The organism is Sulfitobacter sp. GN1-4 (assembly GCF_055693825.1).
Genome location: NZ_JBVFUQ010000003.1, coordinates 1538994 through 1554777, shown reverse-complemented (window position 1 = coordinate 1554777; position 15784 = coordinate 1538994). Strand labels below are relative to the sequence as shown.

Here is a 15784-nt window from a genome sequence, read left to right as displayed (position 1 = left end):
TCCGACCGACGAGGCAGGTTCGGGGATGCGAATTGACATGCCCTCTCGTGCAGTCCGCTAAATAGCCATGCAACCTGTCTGACACGTGGTCAATCAGCGCACAAACCTCACAGGCACGACAGGCTGTCGTCAATATAATTAGGGGCAATCTGGTCAACTTTGCCCCTCTTTATAGTCAAGCCTTTACATGGAGAAATCCAATGACTGCAAATAGGTTGGAACGTTTGTATCGCTCAGGTCCCTCTGTCGTCTATCTGCGTGTCAGCACACCAAAACAAAAGAAAAGCGACTATAGGAACCAGATCACCACAATTAGAAAGGCGATACCGAAGCTACGGTTGACCACACCCGATACAACCCAACGAAAAGAGGTCATGTCAGGCAAAGCCGATATCGAGAAACGTATCGGTGGCCAGTTGGGCTCAGCAATTCGGCAGATGAAGCGCGATCCAGATATGATCATGCTTGTGTCTGAGTTTGATCGGATTGGCCGGGTCACAGCAGTATTTGAGATGCTCCAAGTCCAGGGGTTGGGCCATCGCATTTACGCTACAAGCTGTGGGAAAAGCCTAACTGAAATGATGACAGATGGTGACCACCACCGGATTGCTGAGCGGACGCAAGCTAAAGACATACGCCGTCAGCAGGGGACAGATCGGTTCTTGGCCAACGGTGGCATTCTGGGAAACCCCGATATTGTTAGAATCTCTCCTAAGGGTACGAACACACAGAAGAACAAAGCAAAAGACAGGTTCGAATTCGCTCTAAGTATCCTGAAGGAAAACGTAATTCAAAACCGAGGCAGACAGCCAGCATATCAATTTTTGTGTGACGAGTTGAATGAACGCGGCGTCCGTACAGGACAAGGAAGGCTGTTCACGCCAGGCAGCCTTTCTCAACTCGTGAAAGGGAAAAAGAAGCTTTGGGACCATGCGAAAGACAGCTTTCACCGCCCAAGGCGTCGCATCAGAAAATTGGTCAAACTAGCTATTCAGCAAACCAGATATCGGTATATCCGAAAAAAGCAGAAAGCTACGATATCTCCACTCGCCTTGGTCAAGCCAATTGCGCTCTACATTCAGACACTACCCCGTGTACCTCACTCTCCCGTGGGTCTCGTCCGCCATAAGGCCACCTATGACCACGATGGTACAGGACGGTGCAGAGGGCCGCCAAAGGCTCTATGAGGGGTGCACAGTCAACGCTGTGCCCCAGGGAGCCATCTGTAGAGGGTAGGAACGGATACCCCAACAGCCGCAGCCGCATCTCTCACCGCCGTACCGTTTGCCAAGAGTTCTCGAACCGCTGCCACTTTGTCTTCAGTCATCTTCTTTGGGCGTCCGCCAACTCGTCCTTTTGCCCTTGCTGCCCGGAGACCGGCCTGAGTGCGTTCGACAATAAGATCACGTTCGAACGCCGATATGGCACCCATGACGTGGAACAAGAGCCTGCCACCGGGTGTCTTGGTGTCGATGGCCTCTGACAAACTCTGAAACTCGATGCCGTCACGGTTCAATTGATCCATGATCTCAATCAAGTGTGGTAGACTGCGGGCAACGCGGTCAAGCTTATACACCACCAGTTTGTCTTCGGAATGGGGACGAAGATAAGCCAATGCGTCAGCCAACACAGGACGATCTTTCTTCGCGCCTGAAGCCGTCTCAGTGAATATCTTCTCGCACCCCGCAGCCTTCAGTGCTGTTAGCTGCGCGTCATGTGTTTGGGTGTCGGTGCTGATCCGTGCGTAACCTATGTTCATTTACTCTCCTTCTCGAAACTCATCATGATCATAACAGGATGATTGATTTGAATCGATAGGGGTTTTTGATAAGATCAGAATCGATAATACATGACTTAATTGCAGCTTGTTCGAGCTAGTATCGAGAACTCCGTAAACGACCGTTTGCGAGAAACGAAGCGGTTAGTGCGGAGACTGCCCCATCGCGATCATGAGATGGTGCTGTTGGTGATGCGCACCGATTGTCATCAACCCAAAGAATCCCAGTCCCAGCACTTGGTTCAACTCTTCCTCCGAAGCTGTCTGAACCAACATTGATGCGCCGCCTCCCACTTCTTCCGCGATGACTGTCCAATCCGATGATCGCTGCAACATTGGGCTATGTGCCAACACCATACGCCTGATGGATTCCCCGACTACTTCATCCCCCATGACTATGAATGTCACTCCCAAGCCATCGACCCTTCGTTCAACCAACGCTTTAGTCGTCACGTTGTCCATATCCACGAGATGATCACGCAAAGCTTTGATATCGACCTGCGCCCAATCCGTGTCTGGGTCATCACGCAGCAGGGTGACGATCTCAGCAATCGCTGCGAACTGTGACTGACCCGTTTCATTAGGTGACCCCGACGTATGCGCATGTTGTGCCATAGCACCCGATGCGACGAACATCATGGCTGCTGATAAAAGTCCTAGCTTCATTGAATCCTCCTTTTTCTTGATAACCCTATCCAACTTCACTTTGGTCGCTTATGATCTCGATCATATGATTGCTGATCCTTTCTCCCATCTACCCAAGACTGCGTGTCGCGCAATTGACATGCAAAAAGGTGACGTGCTGTTTCGCCAGGATCAGACAGCATCGGGACTTTACCGTGTCGTTTCTGGCTACGTGACGCTGCAACGCACTGGGCTGGGTGGCGACACCTTGACCCTTCACAGAGCGGTGTCGGGCGGGCTGTTTGCGGAGGCATCAATCTTCTCAGAGAACTACCATTGCGATGCGATTTGCACTGCGGCTGGCAGCGTCACAAAGATCGCAAAGGCGGATGTCATTGCTACGATGCAATCCAATCCTGCGTTCTCCGAAGGCTTCACAAGGTTGCTGGCTGTTCAGGTCCAACAGTACCGCGCACATATCGAGTTGCTGGCAATCCCGTCAGCCAAAGAACGCATACTGGCGGCTGTTCAGGCAGGCTACCTCGATGCAACGGTCACCGAGTTGGCGACCCGCATCAATCTTAGCCATGAAGCTTGTTATCGCGCACTGCGGGCATTGTGTGATGACGGTCGTGTGGTTCAAACGGGACGTGGACAGTACAGCCTAGCGTAATCATTCAGATTAATTGGCTGATAGTCAGCTAAACTGGCACCGTCGGAGCTTCACTCATCAAGCTGTCCAGCATCGGGCATGAAGATGTCCCCTCATCACAACTCGCAGACAGGCTCTGTAAGGCCGCACGAAGTCGTTCAAGACTATCAATCTTGGCATTGATCGCAACAATTTGGTCTTCGGCCATGCTCTTCACTTCCTTACAAGAACGGCCTTGCTCGTCGTTCAGTGAAAGCAACGTTTGGATGATCGACATCGGAAACCCAAGATCACGGCAACGCTTTACGAAACGCAATTTTGCGATTTCATCAGCGGTATACAGGCGTCGCCCCGCCGCCGAGCGATCAGGTTTCGGAACAAGCCCTTCACGTTCGTAATAACGGATCGTCTCAATGTGGACGCCGCTCTTCTGCGAAGCTTTCCCGATGGTAAACATTTCTCTTGCTCCTGTAGTCGCTACAGGAGCTATGACTGGATGGCGGGTGCCAATGCAAATAAAACTTTGGCGATAACCGCACAGTCGGGACGACGAGGGATAGCAATATGAAAAATAAACTATTGGCATTTGGCATTGGGGGAACGCTGCTTGCTGCGCTGTGTTGCTTTACGCCGTTGCTACCAATCGTTTTGACCGCACTCGGTCTTACTGGGTTATTGGGTGTGCTGTATAACGACGCAGTTTTGCTGCCAATTCTGGCTGGGTTTCTTATTCTTACGGGGTACGCGGTATGGCAACGACGGAAACAGTAGTTGTTCTTGAGTCCAAACTGACCTGTCCCGACTGTGGGCATGTTGAAACTGAAATGATGCCAACAGATGCGTGTCAGTGGTTTTACGAATGCAAGTCATGCCAAACTGTACTCAAGCCACTGAGCGGTGATTGCTGCGTTTACTGTTCGTATGCAACGGTTCCTTGCCCGCCGATACAAGAGGGCAAGTCCTGTTGTGGATGAAACGACTCCACTGAATTGTTAGTGGGGAGGGTTCCTGCTGGCTTGGACATCGCGTTCCCGCTCAGACCAAGTTGATCTGATGTAGGCGAGGATATCCCATATCTCGTCATCGGTGAGTGTTTCGCCGAAGCCTGGCATCCCGCTGTTGAACCCAGTGACACCCCTAACCTCCAATGCGGCAGCACCACCGAACTTAGTGTATTCGAACAGCAGTTCATTATCATGATGCCATGTATGGCCCGTCTCGTCATGCGGCGGGGCTGGAAGTACACCATAAGCGTCAGGGGTTCGCCAGTTCGGCTGCCCCTCAAGATTAGCACCGTGGCACGATGCGCAGTTGGATGCATATAGGCTTTGACCCGCAACGATGTCGCGGTGATCCCAGTTGTGATCAGCGGCGACTGGGGATGCCAAAGACAGCAAGATTGGGATCACCCACCTCATGCCACATTCACCCATGTTCGCATCCCGCCAACGGCGTGGCTGAGCATGTGGCAATGGATCAACCAGCGACCAGGGTTATCGAAGACACAAATGACATCACGGCTTTCACCTGCGTTTACCAGAGTTGTGTCACGCAGGTCGCCCAAGGCTCCACTCTCATCAACCTCATAGAAGTGGTGACCATGCAGGTGGATGCCGTGTGGGAACGAGGTGTCGTTTACAAGTGTAATCCGCACAGTCTCACCATTTTGGAATGATCCGAACGGGTCGCCTTGTAGGTCCGAAACGTTGTTGAAGGCCCAGATGTTATCACCATCATGGCGACCGCCCATTGCACCCCCCATCATCGTCAACGTCAGATGTTGCGTGGGATCAGCAGGTGTTGGCAGATTAGGCGGCGACAGGGCCATGATCGGCCCACCCATCCTATCCGTGTTTGTGCCACTCACAGCCAGATCAGCCAATCTATATGGCCCTTGACGGGTCAACATATCAAACCCAACGTGACCAGTGATGTCTACGATCAAGTCGGCCCGTTGTGCGGGTGCGAGGGTAAGCTCGGCCATAGGACGTGGCTCCGATAGAGCCATGCCATCCAAGGCCACGACAGACCCGCTGACGCCGCTGATCGCGACGGGAAAGATTCGGTTAGTGGCGGCGTTGATCAGTCGAAACCTGACCCGATCCCCAGTTTTCACCTGATCTTGGGACAGGAACGCACGGGCGAAATTTCCCAGGTAACCGGCATGGGCGACGCTGTGCATGTCAGTGAACTCATCTGATAGGCTGCCATTTTCCTGCATCTGCCAATCTGCCATCAACACAGTGATGTCGTGATTGATATCTGGGGGAGTTTCATCCTCAACAATCAGTGCTCCCATCATGCCACGTGCGACTTGTTCATGTGAAATGTAATGGGAATGATACCAATAGGTGCCTTCGTCAGGTGGGACAAAGCTGTAGGTTTTGGTGTCGTAAGGATCAATCAACTCTTGCGTCAACATCGGGACGCCATCCATCTGGTTTTCCAGCCTGATGCCGTGCCAATGCACAGCGGTGCCTTCTTCAAGACCGTTCTCAACATCGATGCTCACACGCTCACCACGACGCACCCGCAGTTCGGGACCTGGCATTGATCGGTTGAAGCCCAGCATGGATGTCACGCCATTTCCATCTGGTAGGATTTGTTGCGTCACCGCTTCTGCCCTCAATCGCACTGTTTCTTGGGCTGCAAAGCTCGGGAGGGGCATGACCGCTGTGGCTGAGGCGGAAGCCAAGAAGTGTCGTCTGTTCATGTGGTGCCTCATGTTGGCAAAGTCAGAGTTGTTGTGAGAACAACGGTCGTTCCCAGTACCGCGAGGATGACCAACCATTCGACTGATATAGATTTGGAGAGATGGCTTGCAGCGGCTGGATCACCTGCTCGAAGCGCAGGAATGAACCGAAGTTTATTGGCCGCAGCCAACCCAAGAAGCAGACCGACCAGTAACACCTTGATGATCAATGCCTGCCCGTATCCTGTGCCCAAAAGCGCAGGGAGCGAACCGACAAGCTGGTAGCCCATGTAACCACCAACGATGATAAGCGCGGGGACTGCGACAGCCGCAACAACGCCAAATCGATGTCCCACATCCGCCGCCGAAGCGAATGTGACAGTTGATGTTGCCAAGCGTTTCAATGGTGTAAGAATACCGATCCACAGGGCAACAGCTAACAAGTGCAACGTCAATGCGATGTCGAGCAGCGTCGTGTCTCGGCTAGAGATGTGTCCAACGTGATCGAATGACCAGATCGCAATGATTCCACCCAAAACCGCGACCCAAGCTCCAACACGCCCCATAAACAAGCCAGCGATCAACAGGCCGAGACCCACCAAACGCAATAGCAATGCCGTACCGACAGGCGTCGTCCATAGCAGGCCCAGCATCTCTGGATCAGTCATACCGCTGAGATCACCCGTCAGGTTGGCTCCGCGTAATGAGAAGGCAAGGACGGTCGCCGCCAACCCTAGAACGGCGAATGCTGCGGCCAAACCACGTGTGCGATCTAGCCGAAACATCAGCGTCGCCATGACAGTGCCAGCAGCAGTCATCACGCCAAGGTAGAGGGCAAATTTTGTGACGATGGCCGCCAGACCGAACGCATCAGGCATCGTTATTCGACTGTGAAGCTAAAGGTGCCGTTCAAGGCGTGGCCATCTACTCCAAGCCCACGCCATTCGATCACATAGGTTCCCGCACCCATGTCGTGCATTGGCAAGGCAAACTCCTGTGTGAACGCCGTTTGGTCGCCAAGGTCCATGTCCATACTGTGTGTGTCGGCATGTGTGATCGCGACCCGCGTCAGACGGATGTCACCTTTGAAGTTCATCAAGACTTCGGTCGGCATCTCTGTGACGATGGCCTCGTTAGCTGGTGTCGTTGTATCGAGGGGTGAGTGTGCCATCGCACCTGTCGCCCAAATCCCGATCATGCCTGCGAGTAGAATCTTCTTCATCGTTTTTCCAGTCTTGTTGTTGGAGATCAGTTGATCCCGTTGGCACGTTGCAGTTCCCGAATGTAGGCGATGATCATCGTGACATCGCCCCGTGTTACACCCTCAACTGGGGGCATGTCGCCAAACGGCCAATGGTGTCCCCGAACGCCCATAGCGGCGGCCCGTTGGAACGCCTCATCACCGTGATGGCTTGGTTCATAGATAACGTGGACCAGCGGCGGTGCGACGCCATCTTGGCCCGCCGCATTCAGCCCGTGGCAAGCCGCGCATTTGGCCTCATAAGCGAGTTGCCCGATCTGGGCATTCTGCGACAGCGTGTCAGGCAGCAGGACATTTGCAAGAACTCCGTCTTCCATGGCGATGGCAGCGTCTGTCGTTGTCGTGTGCGGTACTGTGGGCCACATCGCGTAGCCCACACCACCTGCAACCAAAATAGCAGCAATAGCGATAGTCGATTTCATTGAATGCACTGCTCCTCATGTCTTTCTTGATGTTGCTAAGCTTTCCAGTAGGTGGAGGGTCAAACGCTTTCTGATCACAGCTTTGAGAGCATCCAGATTGCCATACCGATCATCATCAGGTTCTCGGTAAGCGACACGAACCCAAGTGGAACTTTGCTGTCACCGCCGACACAGGCGCACTTAAGTTCGCGTTTGTCGATGTAGACCGCCTTGAACACACTGATCGCGCCGATGCTTGCCACAAACAACGCGGCTGGTGCTGAAATCCAAGTAAGAACACCCGCTATCATGAGCAGCCCCGCTCCCGTCTCAACGAAAGGATAAACGTAGCCGTAGGGAACCCATCGCTGAGCAAGCAGGTCGTAATTCAGGAACATGGTGGCGAACCGTTCAACATCTTGCAGTTTCTGTAGACCCAACAAGACCATTGAAATCGAGATAAACAACTCAACCGTCCGCTCTGTGAACATGGTGCCAAGGATGAGCCAGGTGACTGCAACAGCCATCAAAGCAGCAACCGTGAACAAGGCAACCACGGGCTTATAGGTCGTGGCATCTTCAGCCTTGGTGGTTTTCCCAAAGTATGCATTCAGATCATCGAAGCCACCAATGCGGGTTTCGCCAATGAATGTCTGTGGCGTCGTCTTTACATCATGCTTGGCTTTGAACGCATCAACCTCGTCACGGCTGGTGAGGTGGCGATCATCAACTTGAAAGCCCAGACGTTCCAGCAAGTCTTTCGACTTCAATCCGTACGGACACATGTGATCGGTCATTACCATCCGATAGAGGGTGGCAGTTTTGTTGGCGGTATCTTTGGGCATCGTCATTCATTCCTTACCAAGGTGCGGGCATCCATCCGACTGGTCCCTTGAAACTCATTCATCACCAACCTAATCTCTCCAGTAACTGGAAGGTCAAGAGGTGAGTTCGGTGAATATTTCTGCTGCATCAAAGGCTGCGGGTCTCCCCGTCAAAACCGTGCGTTACTACGCTGACATCGGCCTTGTTCAAGCTCCGTCGCGTTCTAATGCAGGGTATCGCACCTATGACGATGCTTCTGTGCGAAAGCTCGTGTTCATCCGAAGATCACGCGAGTTTGGTTTCACCATCGAAGAGTGCCGTGAACTCCTCGGACTATACCAGGATCAGGACCGCACCAGTGCAGAAGTGAAACGCATAGCGACTAAGCGACTGGAAGAGATCGAAGAGAAGCAACGTGAACTTCAATCGCTTCATGATGAGTTAGCTCACCTGGTGACATCTTGCCGTGGTGATCATCGCCCCGATTGTCCGATCATCGATTATCTCGGTTAACCGTTGATCTCAGCCAAAGCCTTTGGGTCTTGGATGAGCGCACAATGATCAACGTGTCCGATACGCTTCATAGGAACCTCCTGACCTTGGTAGCATAATCGGCATATCGCTCACCGTAGGTCCGTCTCAACCAAGGCTCTTCCGCAAATGGGGCTACGATGAGGACCGATACGGACACCAAACCGATCACGAATGCCGAAGGCGATGCCGACATCAACATCCAGCCAAGCACGATCATCATATCCGATACATATTGCGGGTTACGGGAATACCGATACAGCCCTCCTGTCCGTAGCACCCCAGAAGCACCGCCTGTTTGATCGACGCCAAACTTCATCACTTCCGACCACACACCCAGATTGCCAAGGGCGATCAACGCCCCTCCCAAACCGTATCTGATCGCAGCGGGAATGGACCAAGAACCCCACTCCATCACACCAACGCCAATCATGGTGCCGAACAGGGTGAACGTTGGCACCCAAACCAAAATCGGTGTCAGTGCTGTATACTCATTTGGTGGCCACAGTCGGCGTTCGGGATAAACGATGGACCAGACCATCGCAGCCAAGGTCCCGAACGCAATAACGATCCCAATGGATGTAAGCAGAACGACCATCATGTTGCCCCATGGATGTGCTGCATCGCATCTCGACGTTCCAGCAACGCCTGACGCACGATCTGGAATGCCGACGACAGGAACAATGTCGCCATGACCCCCGCAACAATGAGGTCAGGCCAACCTGTCGCTGTCCCCCAGACGCCGAGGGCGGCAAAGACAACAGCTACGTTGCCGATGGCGTCGTTGCGTGAACACAGCCAGACCGATCTGACATTGGCATCTCCGTCTTTGTATCGAACAAGTAAGAGAACGCTGGCGAGGTTTGTTGCCAATGCCATGACACCAACGACGCCCATAATGCCCGCTTCAGGCACTCCAACGTAGAATACGCGGTAAAGGGTCGAGCCAAAGACCCAAAGCCCCATCAACAGGAGGCTCAGTCCCTTTGCCAATGCAGCATTCGTGCGCACCTGTATTGACGCACCGATGACTGCCAATGAAATGCCGTAGGTCAGGGCATCGCCTAAGAAATCCAATGCATCGGCCTGAAGGGCCTGAGATTTGGCGTAGTGACCCGCCGACATCTCGACCACAAACATCATGGCGTTCAGGGCGATAACGATCCATAGGCGGCGTTTGTAATCAGCAGAGACGCCTTCGAACTTCGCATCATGTCCACAGCAACCTGACATTACACAGCCTCCTTCACATTAGGATGTTGAGGGGGCAATGCTGTTGCAGGACCGTTGGGGATGGTCGGCACCAGGCCACGACGGAGGCGTTCCACACGTACATTCATCCAGTGGCGGATCATGAGTCTATACAGCAATCCTTTGATGCCACGCAGTTGCTGATGTTCCGTGTAAAATGCATCTGGTGATGCGAATATTCCAAAGTCAGAGTTGATCCCAGTTCTTTGGATGTATGTATCATGCCCAGACCATCCGACATCAGGTGCGTGGAGGTTGTCCGTGCCAGCACCATAGCCACAGATGCTATCCTGATCAGGGAAAGCTGTTTGCAGGGCAGCCAGCACCGCATCATCAAGGATGAAACCCTCAAGGGTGACCCACCTCCCGTCCAACAGAACTTCCACCCAAGAGTGTAGGATGTTGGTAGGTGCAAGGGGGTAGACGATTTCGGGAACGATACCACGTTGCAGGGACTTGTGGATCGTGAAGCCGTGGAAGCGGCACGGCAAATCCAAGGCCCGCAGCAATGCCATCAGTAGCGTGGTCTTTGTATTGCACTGACCGTAACCATCTCGCAGCACGTCACTGGCTGTCAGCGTGTCGTCGCTGTTATAGCCAAATGCGATTTCGTTCCTGACAAACTCATAGGCGGCTTCTGCCCGTTCGGCGGGTTCAAGTTTGGACCACCCTCGATCCGCAATCAGTGACTGGATCGGGCCTGCTGAGTAATTGAGGAGTGGGGTCTGTTGGGTCATTGAATCAGAGGACATACGAATCGCCTTTTCTTTGTGTCCCACCCTATCTACAACCTCTAGTGACTAGAGCTTCAAGAGGTAAATCGTATGTTTTCTATCGGGCAACTGTCAAAGCAGACGGGTGTGAAAGTTCCGACCATTCGGTACTATGAACAGGTTGGATTGCTGGTATCCGCAGGTCGCACCGAAGGAAATCAACGACGTTATGACAAAGATGGTCTGGAACGGTTGGGATTCATTAGACATGCCCGTGACCTTGGATTCTCCATTGAAGCCATCACCGCGTTGATTAATTTACAACAACATCCTGACCGCTCCTGCCAACAGGCCACTGAGATCGCCCAGCATCAACTGACCGATGTGCGAGAGAAGCTTCTAAGGCTCAAGGCACTGGAAACCGAACTGGTGCGCATCGCCGACGGATGTGATGGGGAAGGAAATTCGGAAGAGTGCTATGTTCTAGCATCGTTGGCCGACCACCAACACTGTCGTGGCGACCACTAGCAATCGTACTATTTCGATACATTAGGCCAAAAATTCGATACAAATTTCTCACTCGCTCGGTGAAGGCGATATATAAATCATTAAATATAATAGCGTTTTTTCTTCATGATCAGGGTACTAAATTCGATTCCAGGGTCGCCCACCACTTTCTCTCTTTCCCAGATGTTCTCGGCGTCCCCCTTAGGGGATCAAAACATTTGCGCGGTCAAAGCGGGCCACATCCATGCTGAGATCGTCGTAGACCACCTGGATCGTGATGGTCTGAACTGAGCCTTGGCGAAAGGTCAGCACCGGCAGTCCATCGTCTTCCAGCACGGCGTTGGGGGTGGTGAATTGTTCGTGGCACGGCGGCAAGGGCCAGTTTTGCATCGTTTCATCGTTGACCGAAATTGCCATGGCTTTCAGCCCACAGCGCCAGGACCAGATGTGGGTGACATAAAGCCAGTCTTTGCCATCGTAATCCCTGACGGCCACCCAGTTGCCTTTGGTGGCCTCCATGATTGGTTTGACTTCCACCGCTGTGGTGAACTTGCCCGAAGGCGTTTGCGGATCAGCCACAAGGCCAGCGGGTACAACGGCCATGTTGAACTCTGCGGATGGATCAGCGGTTGACGCCGCTGGCGCGATCTGGGTGGTTTCTGTCTGCACCTGCGCGGTCTCACTGGCCTGGGGGGCCGTCACTGCGGCCGTGGCGGCACTGTCTTGTGGTGCAGCACTCATGCCGGCGGCAAGGAGTACGAAAAATATGTCAAGCATGGGTCTTCTCCCGTCGGGGCCGAAAAATGCGTTCTTTTGTCAAATCCATTTCGCGCCTATAACACTCTGAAAAAAACAGGGCGCACAGCAGTTATGGCACGCAAAGCCGCAGGCTCGCAAATTTTCAATGTTGTCGTGGTGGCTCAGCAAGGACGGCTGGCCTATGAGGCCCTGCTTTTTGCAGCGTCTTTGCGGCACACATCCCCGGATTTTCAGGGCAAGCTTTTCGTAGCTGAGCCGCAGCCCGGGATGCTATGGTCCAACAGCCCCGCGATCAAAAACGCCGAGGTGCGTGCAGCACTGGCGGATCTGGGGGCGGAAATACTGCCCTTTGAAAACAAGCACTTTGGGCAAAAATACCCCTACGGCAACAAGATCGAGATGTTGACGGCCCTGCCCAAGGGAGAGCCCTTTGTTTTCTTTGATAGCGATACGCTGATCACCGGCGATCTGAACACCGTTCCCTTTGACTTTGATCGCCCCTCAGCCTCGCTTCGGCGCGAAGGCACCTGGCCTGAACCCCAGCTTTATGGGCCGGGATATGCGGGGATCTGGAAATCGCTTTATGACAAGTTCGACCTTGATTTTGAAAGCAGCCTCGATCTGAGCCAGCCGGATGAATACTGGCGCAGGTATCTCTATTTCAACGCAGGCTTTTTCTATTACAAATGCCCGCATGTCTTTGGTGAGACGTTTTTGGAGTACGCCTTGGCCATCCGCGACGCACCGCCAGTTGAGCTTTGTGCACAAAGCTTTGATCCCTGGCTCGACCAAATCGCCCTACCGCTTGTGATCCATGCGCTTGGCGGTGGTCGGGACACCTTACCGCCGGGCTATCTGGACGGCGACGTCAGCTGCCATTACCGGCTGCTGCCGCTGATTTATGCGCGCGAAAGCGACAAGGTGATTGAGGTGTTGGAAACCGTCGCGGCGCCCAACAAGCTCAAGAAAGTGCTCAAAGGATCGGATGCGATCAAAAGGATGGTTTTGCAGGGGCGCGGTCAAAAGGTGCGCGCGCTCTTTGATCAGGAAAACCTGCCCCGCAAAGAACAGGTGATCCGAAACCGGATCAAAAAGAACGGGTTTTGGATTCTGCTAGCCCTTATTTTTGCCGTTTGCCGCCCCCGCCGCGGGGACAAACGTTCTGCAAAGCACCGCGCCACCAGAACATTGAAACACCCTGAGGGGTGATTTGGCGGGCTTTTCCTTCACTGGCGGGCTTGGCTTGTCTGGCCAGCACCGATCCCGTAACCATGGCCCATCCCCCACGCGGGCCTTTCAAAGGAGATTTTACATGACCGATCCCGTTTACGGCTTTGACACGCTGCAAATCCACGCAGGCGCACGCCCTGACCCGGCCACCGGCGCGCGGCAGACGCCGATCCACCAAACCACCGCTTACGTTTTCCGCGATGCTGATCACGCAGCAGCACTTTTCAACCTGCAAGAAGTCGGCTTTATCTATTCGCGCCTGACCAACCCAACGGTGGCCGTTCTGCAAGAACGTATCGCAACGCTGGAAGGCGGCGTGGGTGCGGTGTGCTGTTCATCCGGCCATGCGGCGCAGATCATGGCGCTGTTCCCGCTGATGTCACCCGGCATGAACATCGTGGCGTCCACCCGTCTTTACGGCGGGACGGTCACCCAGTTCAGCCAGACGATCAAACGGTTTGGCTGGGAATGCAGGTTTGTCGATTTTGATGATTTGGACGCGGTCAAAGCGGCGATTGATGACAACACCCGCGCGGTCTTTGGCGAGGCGATTGCGAACCCAGGTGGCTATATCATGGATGTGCGCGCCATCGCGGATATTGCGGATGCCGCAGAAATCCCGCTGATTATCGACAACACCACAGCAACCCCCTACCTGGTGCGCCCGATTGAGCATGGCGCGACGCTGGTTGTGCATTCCACCACGAAATACCTCACCGGGAACGGGACCGTCACGGGAGGTTGTGTTGTGGATTCGGGCAAGTTTGATTGGTCCGGCAATGACAAATTCCCCTCTTTGAGCGCACCAGAGCCTGCCTATCACGGTCTGAAATTCCATGAGACCTTTGGCAATCTGGCCTTTACCTTCCACAGCATCGCAATTGGCCTGCGCGATCTGGGCATGACCATGAACCCACAGGCCGCGCACTATACTTTGATGGGCACCGAAACGCTAAGCCTGCGCATGGACCGGCATGTTGAAAACGCCAAGAAAGTGGCGGAGTGGCTGGAAAAGGACGACCGCATTGAGAAAGTGACCTATGCGGGTCTGAAATCCTCCCCTTATTATGAGCGCACCAAAACCGTCTGCCCCAAGGGGGCCGGTGCCCTTTTCACCATCGGGGTGAAGGGCGGATATGACGCCTGTGTCAAACTTGTGAACGCGCTTGAGATCTTTAGCCATGTGGCGAACCTGGGCGATACACGGTCACTTGTCATCCACTCAGCCTCCACCACGCACCGCCAGCTTTCCACCGAGCAGCAAGAAGCCGCCGGTGCAGGCCCCAATGTGGTGCGCATTTCTATCGGCCTGGAAGATGCAGACGATCTGATTGCCGATTTGGATCAGGCGTTGACTAAGGCGTCCAGCTAACAAAACCGCCCGGTTTCGATCGAAGCCGGGCGATTTACCCAAAACGAAGATTCGTGCCGCATACTCAGGATGCGATGCGGCAACCGCAGCACTTTCCTTGAAGCGCTTCCCGCGCTATGTTCTAGGAAAAGGTGGCAGTGGCTGCCCCCTAGCCCTTGTGTTGATGCGACGACATGAAACCAGGATTTGCCCTTTCTCTCTCTTTCGAAGGCATTCGGCTGTTGCGCCGGGCCGCTGGGGGATGGCGCACTGTGGGCGAGGTTGGGCTTGACGCGGCGGATTTGGGAACCGCGCTGACGGGGCTGCGGGACAAGGCCGAAAAACTGGCCCCTGGGGCCGTGTTTACCAATGTGCTGCTGCCGAATGAGCAGATCAAATACCTCACGATTGACACGCCAGGCATGGATGCCGCGGACCGCCATGCAGCGGCAGCCGCAGCGCTTGATGGGGCCACGCCCTATGCGGTTGAGGATCTTGCCTTTGACATCAGCGCTGAGGGCGACAAGACCCACATCGCTGCGGTGGCGCGCGAAACGCTTGCCGAAGCCGAAGGATTTGCCACCGAACACGCGTTCAACCCCGTCAGCTTTTCAGCCGTGCCCGCAGACGAAGGGTATCTGGGCGCGCCATTTTTTGGGCTGGCATCAGGGGCGGAGGGCGCATTGCCGTCCGGCGAAACGGTTGAGCCTGATGGCGTCGCTGTTGTGGTCATCGGTGATGTCGAAGACGAAGCGCCTGCACCCGTCGAAGAACCCCCAAGAGCCGCCGCACCTGCGCCCGACACTAAGCCGGACCCTGAGCCAGAACGCCAGGATGCGCCCAAAGCCGAAAAACCCAAAGGTGCCGCAACGCCTGAAAAGGCGGAGCCGGTTCAGGCGGCACCAGCCCCCCTGCCCCTCAGCCCGACACCAGTGCGCCTGCGGCCGCAGCCCCGGTTGGCTTTTCCAGCCGCCGGTCCCAAGACAGCAGCAAGGCACCACAGCTTGGCGGCGTCAAACGCGACGCACCGCCAGCAGCCAAACCACCCCAGGTCGCAGCCCCAGCCCCCGCGCGGCGTGAACCTGAAATCGCGGCAGGCAGCGTTACGGCAAGCCAGATCGCGGTTGAGCCTGACAGCAGCTCGCTTGCGCCAGACACCCCGCCCGATCCGCCGCCCCCTGCGCCAAAGACCGGTTTCCTAAGCCGCCGC

22 protein-coding genes are annotated in these 15784 nt (G+C 54.5%); 9 read left to right on the top strand and 13 right to left on the bottom strand.

Annotated elements, in window-relative coordinates:
* Positions 1-200: 200 nt before the first annotated feature.
* Positions 201-1187, top strand: coding sequence for a recombinase family protein (locus ACZ1HM_RS08155; protein WP_472742330.1), 987 nt, complete (start codon positions 201-203; stop codon positions 1185-1187).
* An 11-nt stretch (positions 1188-1198) separates the two neighbouring features.
* On the opposite strand, the gene ACZ1HM_RS08150 is transcribed toward ACZ1HM_RS08155, so the two are convergent.
* Both ACZ1HM_RS08150 and ACZ1HM_RS08145 read right to left on the bottom strand, forming a co-directional pair.
* Positions 1199-1759, bottom strand: coding sequence for a recombinase family protein (locus ACZ1HM_RS08150; RefSeq protein WP_472742329.1), 561 nt, complete (start codon positions 1757-1759; stop codon positions 1199-1201).
* 162 nt (positions 1760-1921) lie between these two features.
* Positions 1922-2443: a hypothetical protein gene (locus ACZ1HM_RS08145; RefSeq protein ID WP_299140271.1), complete on the bottom strand. Its 522-nt coding sequence runs from the start codon at positions 2441-2443 to the stop codon at positions 1922-1924.
* On the opposite strand from ACZ1HM_RS08145, the gene ACZ1HM_RS08140 reads away from it, so the two are divergent.
* On the top strand, positions 2415-3074 hold the full coding sequence (locus tag ACZ1HM_RS08140) for a Crp/Fnr family transcriptional regulator (RefSeq protein ID WP_472742328.1): 660 nt from the start codon (positions 2415-2417) through the stop codon (positions 3072-3074). The two genes, ACZ1HM_RS08145 and ACZ1HM_RS08140, sit on opposite strands and share 29 nt — an antisense overlap.
* A 28-nt stretch (positions 3075-3102) precedes the next feature.
* Here ACZ1HM_RS08140 and ACZ1HM_RS08135 read toward each other — a convergent pair whose 3' ends face one another.
* A complete protein-coding gene (locus tag ACZ1HM_RS08135; RefSeq protein ID WP_299140266.1) occupies positions 3103-3510 on the bottom strand; it encodes a MerR family transcriptional regulator in 408 nt (135 codons plus the stop codon).
* Positions 3511-3617: 107 nt separating this feature from the next.
* Between ACZ1HM_RS08135 and merF the strand changes: the two genes are divergently transcribed.
* On the top strand, positions 3618-3824 hold the full coding sequence (gene merF, locus ACZ1HM_RS08130; RefSeq protein ID WP_299140263.1) for a mercury resistance system transport protein MerF: 207 nt from the start codon (positions 3618-3620) through the stop codon (positions 3822-3824).
* Positions 3803-4027, top strand: coding sequence for a GDCCVxC domain-containing (seleno)protein (locus ACZ1HM_RS08125; protein ID WP_472742327.1), 225 nt, complete (start codon positions 3803-3805; stop codon positions 4025-4027). The genes merF and ACZ1HM_RS08125 overlap by 22 nt, the downstream gene beginning before the upstream one ends.
* An 18-nt stretch (positions 4028-4045) precedes the next feature.
* On the opposite strand, the gene ACZ1HM_RS08120 is transcribed toward ACZ1HM_RS08125, so the two are convergent.
* The 6 genes from ACZ1HM_RS08120 to ACZ1HM_RS08095 all read right to left on the bottom strand — a co-directional run bounded on the left by ACZ1HM_RS08120 (position 4046) and on the right by ACZ1HM_RS08095 (position 8252).
* Complete coding sequence (locus tag ACZ1HM_RS08120) at positions 4046-4471, bottom strand: c-type cytochrome (protein ID WP_299140259.1); 426 nt, start codon at positions 4469-4471, stop codon at positions 4046-4048.
* The gene (locus ACZ1HM_RS08115; RefSeq protein ID WP_299140257.1) at positions 4468-5766 is read right to left on the bottom strand and encodes a multicopper oxidase family protein; all 1299 of its coding nucleotides are present in this window, start codon (positions 5764-5766) and stop codon (positions 4468-4470) included. Before ACZ1HM_RS08115 ends, ACZ1HM_RS08120 begins: the two co-directional genes overlap by 4 nt.
* An 8-nt stretch (positions 5767-5774) precedes the next feature.
* Positions 5775-6623 carry a CopD family protein gene (locus ACZ1HM_RS08110; protein WP_299140254.1) on the bottom strand — a complete coding sequence of 283 codons (849 nt, stop codon included), beginning with the start codon at positions 6621-6623 and terminating at the stop codon, positions 5775-5777.
* Positions 6624-6625: 2 nt separating this feature from the next.
* Complete coding sequence (locus tag ACZ1HM_RS08105) at positions 6626-6967, bottom strand: copper resistance CopC family protein (RefSeq protein ID WP_299140251.1); 342 nt, start codon at positions 6965-6967, stop codon at positions 6626-6628.
* Positions 6968-6993: 26 nt separating this feature from the next.
* Complete coding sequence (locus ACZ1HM_RS08100; protein ID WP_299140246.1) at positions 6994-7428, bottom strand: c-type cytochrome; 435 nt, start codon at positions 7426-7428, stop codon at positions 6994-6996.
* A 74-nt stretch (positions 7429-7502) separates the two neighbouring features.
* Entirely contained in the window at positions 7503-8252 is a 750-nt protein-coding gene (locus tag ACZ1HM_RS08095; protein WP_299140244.1) for a glutaredoxin family protein, read from the bottom strand.
* Between the two features lie 109 nt (positions 8253-8361).
* On the opposite strand from ACZ1HM_RS08095, the gene cueR reads away from it, so the two are divergent.
* On the top strand, positions 8362-8745 hold the full coding sequence (gene cueR / locus ACZ1HM_RS08090; RefSeq protein WP_299140241.1) for a Cu(I)-responsive transcriptional regulator: 384 nt from the start codon (positions 8362-8364) through the stop codon (positions 8743-8745).
* A 67-nt stretch (positions 8746-8812) separates the two neighbouring features.
* Here the strand turns inward: cueR and ACZ1HM_RS08085 are convergent, their stop codons facing one another.
* From ACZ1HM_RS08085 to ACZ1HM_RS08075, 3 genes are read right to left on the bottom strand one after another with little or no spacing between them, the layout of a single operon-like run.
* Positions 8813-9364, bottom strand: coding sequence for a methyltransferase family protein (locus tag ACZ1HM_RS08085; protein WP_299140238.1), 552 nt, complete (start codon positions 9362-9364; stop codon positions 8813-8815).
* Complete coding sequence (locus ACZ1HM_RS08080) at positions 9361-9996, bottom strand: cation efflux transmembrane domain-containing protein (RefSeq protein WP_299140235.1); 636 nt, start codon at positions 9994-9996, stop codon at positions 9361-9363. Before ACZ1HM_RS08080 ends, ACZ1HM_RS08085 begins: the two co-directional genes overlap by 4 nt.
* Positions 9996-10766, bottom strand: coding sequence for a transglutaminase-like domain-containing protein (locus ACZ1HM_RS08075; protein ID WP_299140232.1), 771 nt, complete (start codon positions 10764-10766; stop codon positions 9996-9998). The genes ACZ1HM_RS08080 and ACZ1HM_RS08075 overlap by 1 nt, the downstream gene beginning before the upstream one ends.
* A gap of 72 nt (positions 10767-10838) precedes the next feature.
* Between ACZ1HM_RS08075 and ACZ1HM_RS08070 the strand changes: the two genes are divergently transcribed.
* On the top strand, positions 10839-11255 hold the full coding sequence (locus tag ACZ1HM_RS08070; RefSeq protein ID WP_299140231.1) for a MerR family transcriptional regulator: 417 nt from the start codon (positions 10839-10841) through the stop codon (positions 11253-11255).
* A 180-nt stretch (positions 11256-11435) separates the two neighbouring features.
* Here ACZ1HM_RS08070 and ACZ1HM_RS08065 read toward each other — a convergent pair whose 3' ends face one another.
* Positions 11436-12011, bottom strand: a complete 576-nt coding sequence (locus tag ACZ1HM_RS08065) for a hypothetical protein (protein WP_472742326.1) — start codon at positions 12009-12011, stop codon at positions 11436-11438.
* Between the two features lie 93 nt (positions 12012-12104).
* Here ACZ1HM_RS08065 and ACZ1HM_RS08060 point away from each other — a divergent pair, with 93 nt between their 5' ends.
* The 3 genes from ACZ1HM_RS08060 to ACZ1HM_RS08050 all read left to right on the top strand — a co-directional run bounded on the left by ACZ1HM_RS08060 (position 12105) and on the right by ACZ1HM_RS08050 (position 15776).
* On the top strand, positions 12105-13202 hold the full coding sequence (locus tag ACZ1HM_RS08060) for a hypothetical protein (protein ID WP_472742325.1): 1098 nt from the start codon (positions 12105-12107) through the stop codon (positions 13200-13202).
* A 103-nt stretch (positions 13203-13305) separates the two neighbouring features.
* On the top strand, positions 13306-14595 hold the full coding sequence (locus ACZ1HM_RS08055; protein ID WP_472742324.1) for an O-acetylhomoserine aminocarboxypropyltransferase/cysteine synthase family protein: 1290 nt from the start codon (positions 13306-13308) through the stop codon (positions 14593-14595).
* Positions 14596-14768: 173 nt separating this feature from the next.
* Positions 14769-15776, top strand: a complete 1008-nt coding sequence (locus ACZ1HM_RS08050; RefSeq protein ID WP_472742323.1) for a hypothetical protein — start codon at positions 14769-14771, stop codon at positions 15774-15776.
* The last annotated feature ends 8 nt before the right edge of the window (positions 15777-15784 follow it).

Coding starts and splice junctions, on each gene's coding strand:
- ACZ1HM_RS08155 (WP_472742330.1), top strand. CDS start 201: ATGACTGCAAATAGGTTGGAACGTTTGTATCGCTCAGGTCCCTCTGTC.
- ACZ1HM_RS08150 (WP_472742329.1), bottom strand. CDS start 1,759: ATGAACATAGGTTACGCACGGATCAGCACCGACACCCAAACACATGAC.
- ACZ1HM_RS08140 (WP_472742328.1), top strand. CDS start 2,415: ATGGCTGCTGATAAAAGTCCTAGCTTCATTGAATCCTCCTTTTTCTTG.
- ACZ1HM_RS08145 (WP_299140271.1), bottom strand. CDS start 2,443: ATGAAGCTAGGACTTTTATCAGCAGCCATGATGTTCGTCGCATCGGGT.
- ACZ1HM_RS08135 (WP_299140266.1), bottom strand. CDS start 3,510: ATGTTTACCATCGGGAAAGCTTCGCAGAAGAGCGGCGTCCACATTGAG.
- merF (WP_299140263.1), top strand. CDS start 3,618: ATGAAAAATAAACTATTGGCATTTGGCATTGGGGGAACGCTGCTTGCT.
- ACZ1HM_RS08125 (WP_472742327.1), top strand. CDS start 3,803: ATGGCAACGACGGAAACAGTAGTTGTTCTTGAGTCCAAACTGACCTGT.
- ACZ1HM_RS08120 (WP_299140259.1), bottom strand. CDS start 4,471: ATGAGGTGGGTGATCCCAATCTTGCTGTCTTTGGCATCCCCAGTCGCC.
- ACZ1HM_RS08115 (WP_299140257.1), bottom strand. CDS start 5,766: ATGAACAGACGACACTTCTTGGCTTCCGCCTCAGCCACAGCGGTCATG.
- ACZ1HM_RS08110 (WP_299140254.1), bottom strand. CDS start 6,623: ATGCCTGATGCGTTCGGTCTGGCGGCCATCGTCACAAAATTTGCCCTC.
- ACZ1HM_RS08105 (WP_299140251.1), bottom strand. CDS start 6,967: ATGAAGAAGATTCTACTCGCAGGCATGATCGGGATTTGGGCGACAGGT.
- ACZ1HM_RS08100 (WP_299140246.1), bottom strand. CDS start 7,428: ATGAAATCGACTATCGCTATTGCTGCTATTTTGGTTGCAGGTGGTGTG.
- ACZ1HM_RS08095 (WP_299140244.1), bottom strand. CDS start 8,252: ATGCCCAAAGATACCGCCAACAAAACTGCCACCCTCTATCGGATGGTA.
- ACZ1HM_RS08085 (WP_299140238.1), bottom strand. CDS start 9,364: ATGATGGTCGTTCTGCTTACATCCATTGGGATCGTTATTGCGTTCGGG.
- ACZ1HM_RS08080 (WP_299140235.1), bottom strand. CDS start 9,996: ATGTCAGGTTGCTGTGGACATGATGCGAAGTTCGAAGGCGTCTCTGCT.
- ACZ1HM_RS08075 (WP_299140232.1), bottom strand. CDS start 10,766: ATGTCCTCTGATTCAATGACCCAACAGACCCCACTCCTCAATTACTCA.
- ACZ1HM_RS08070 (WP_299140231.1), top strand. CDS start 10,839: ATGTTTTCTATCGGGCAACTGTCAAAGCAGACGGGTGTGAAAGTTCCG.
- ACZ1HM_RS08065 (WP_472742326.1), bottom strand. CDS start 12,011: ATGCTTGACATATTTTTCGTACTCCTTGCCGCCGGCATGAGTGCTGCA.
- ACZ1HM_RS08060 (WP_472742325.1), top strand. CDS start 12,105: ATGGCACGCAAAGCCGCAGGCTCGCAAATTTTCAATGTTGTCGTGGTG.
- ACZ1HM_RS08055 (WP_472742324.1), top strand. CDS start 13,306: ATGACCGATCCCGTTTACGGCTTTGACACGCTGCAAATCCACGCAGGC.
- ACZ1HM_RS08050 (WP_472742323.1), top strand. CDS start 14,769: ATGAAACCAGGATTTGCCCTTTCTCTCTCTTTCGAAGGCATTCGGCTG.